Consider the following 2110-nt stretch of genomic DNA (forward strand, 5'->3'; position numbering starts at 1 on the left):
GTGGGCAGGCGCCAGTCGAGCACGCTCATGCCCGCCAGCACCAGCAGCAGCCCGGCCAGGATCGGCACGCCGTAGGCGAGGCTGCCCACCAGGCTCGACGGGCCAAAGCGCAGCGCCTTGTCCCAGGCCACCATGGCGATACCGTAAGGCCCGAGGCCCAGCGCGATTCCGGCCATCAAGGCGTTGCCGCTGGGAAGTGCCAGGTCCGGCTCGAGCACCAGGCTCGCGCCGGTCGCCACGGCGCAGGCGATCAGCAGAAGGCGCGGCAGAAGCGGGGTAAGGGCGACCGGTGCGGTCTGGCCGAACCAGGAGTAGAGCGCCCAGCAGCACGCCGAGAGCAGGGCGATGGCATAGCCGATCATTTCACCGCCGAAACCACCGGAAAGCGCCTGGGGCAGCATCAGAAGCGATGCCCCGGCGAAGGCGATCAGCGCGCCGATCACCCCCTCGATGCGCAGCCGGCGAAAGCGGCTGTACTGGCTCAGCAGCACGAACAGCACCGGCCAGGTATAGGTGATGAGCGCGGCCTCCGCGGCGGGGGCCAGGCGCATGCCGATGAAGTAGCTGCTCACCGCGCCGAAGATCAGAAGCGGCACGCCCAGCCAGATGCTGGCCTGCCAGCCCCGGCTCAACCGTTCGACGCCGGTGCGCCGGCTCAGCGGCAGGGTGGCCAGGGCTCCGGCCAGAAGGGTCAGGGCGGTCAGCTGCAGGGGCGTCGAGGTGTGCGCCATCTCGGCCAAAAGCGGCGCTGCGCTCCATAGCATCACCGCCACCAGCGCAGCGCCCACACTGTACCAACGCGACGACACCAACGGGGAGTGAACGGGATGCATGACACCTCTCCTTCTATAAAAGCGAACCTTGATTTGTGTGAGTGACGCCAAGCATACTCAGGGAGCACTCATCACGATATTGATCTTTTGTGATGGAACCTATCAATAGTGGTGATATATGCGCGCGCCGACGTTCGATTTGACCCTGCTGCGCACGCTGGTGGCCATCGCCGATACCGGCAGCGTCACTGCGGCTGCCAAGCGGCTGGCCTATACCCAGTCCACGGTCAGCATGCAGCTTCAGCGCCTGGAGGCGCAGCTCGAGCTGAGCCTGCACGAACGCGAGGGGCGGCGGCTGCGCTTCACCCCGGAAGGCGAGCGGCTTCTGGCCCACGCCCGGCGGCTGCTCGCCCTCAACGACGAGGCCTTCTGCGACATGCAGGCGCGCCAGATCACCGGCGATCTGGTGCTGGGGATTCCCGAGGATTACGCTTCGCTCTTGCCGTCGGTGTTCGCCTACTTCCATCAGCTCTACCCGGCGGTGGGGCTGACCGTGATCTGCGGCACCAGCGCGCACCTGGTCGAGCAGGTCAAGGCCGCCGAGATCGATCTGGCGCTGGTCACCCGCCAACGCAACTCGCCGGGCGGAGACGTGATCCGCCGCGAGCCGCTGCTCTGGGCGGTAGGGATCAACCAGCAGCCGCTTTTGAGCGACCCCATTCCGCTGGCGCTCTACTCGCCCGGGGCGGACGTGTTTCGCGAGGTGGCGGAGCAGGCGCTGCAGGCGGCGGGGCGCGACTGGCGCGTGGCCTACACCAGCCAGTCGATGGCGGGGCTTGCGCCCATCGTCACCGCAGGGCTTGCGGTGGTGGTGGTCACGCGCAGCATGCTGACGCCGTCGCTGCGCCCGCTGGACGAGTCGAGCGGGCTGCCGGCGCTGCCCATGATCGAGCTGGCGCTGCATCGGGCGCCGCATCGGCCCACCGAACCCGCGCGCCGGCTGGGGGAATTGATTCGTGAACAGCTAGCGGCGATCGGCGAAGCGTTATAAGGTGAATGGACGGGTAAAATTCACAACGCAGCAGGGCGTTAGGAGCGATCGATGCACGAGCTGGACCACTACATCTACCCTCACCGGGTTCTGCACTGGCTGGTGGCGGGCGCGGTGCTCGTCTCGCTGACCACGGGCCTCACGCTGGGTACCCTCGGGTTCGAGCGCACCGTGGAGATGGTGGGGAGCGCGGCGACCAACGTGATGTACGCCACCCACAAGACGATGGGCGTGCTGATCCTTTTGCTGATGACGCTGCGTATCCTCACGCGCCTGGCCTTCGTGG

At 67.2% G+C, this 2110-nt stretch carries 3 protein-coding genes; 2 read left to right on the plus strand and 1 reads right to left on the minus strand.

Going from position 1 to position 2110, the window contains the following annotated elements:
* A partial coding sequence (locus BIS11_RS15985; RefSeq protein ID WP_253586526.1) for a DMT family transporter occupies positions 1 to 833 on the minus strand: 833 nt, incomplete at its 3' end.
* Between the two features lie 118 nt (positions 834 to 951).
* Here BIS11_RS15985 and BIS11_RS15990 point away from each other — a divergent pair.
* Positions 952 to 1824 (plus strand): LysR substrate-binding domain-containing protein, encoded by an 873-nt coding sequence (locus tag BIS11_RS15990; RefSeq protein ID WP_253425158.1) that lies wholly within the window; start codon positions 952 to 954, stop codon positions 1822 to 1824.
* Between the two features lie 51 nt (positions 1825 to 1875).
* Positions 1876 to 2110, plus strand: a 235-nt coding sequence (locus tag BIS11_RS15995; RefSeq protein WP_253586527.1) for a cytochrome b/b6 domain-containing protein, incomplete at its 3' end; no start/stop codon positions are given.

Origin of the sequence: Halomonas sp. 707D4 (assembly GCF_024158685.1) — a bacterium.
In the GTDB taxonomy this organism is placed as follows: domain Bacteria; phylum Pseudomonadota; class Gammaproteobacteria; order Pseudomonadales; family Halomonadaceae; genus Vreelandella.

Excerpts from the sequence above, each read along its gene's own strand:
- BIS11_RS15990 (WP_253425158.1), top strand. The coding sequence starts at position 952 with ATGCGCGCGCCGACGTTCGATTTGACCCTGCTGCGCACGCTGGTGGCC.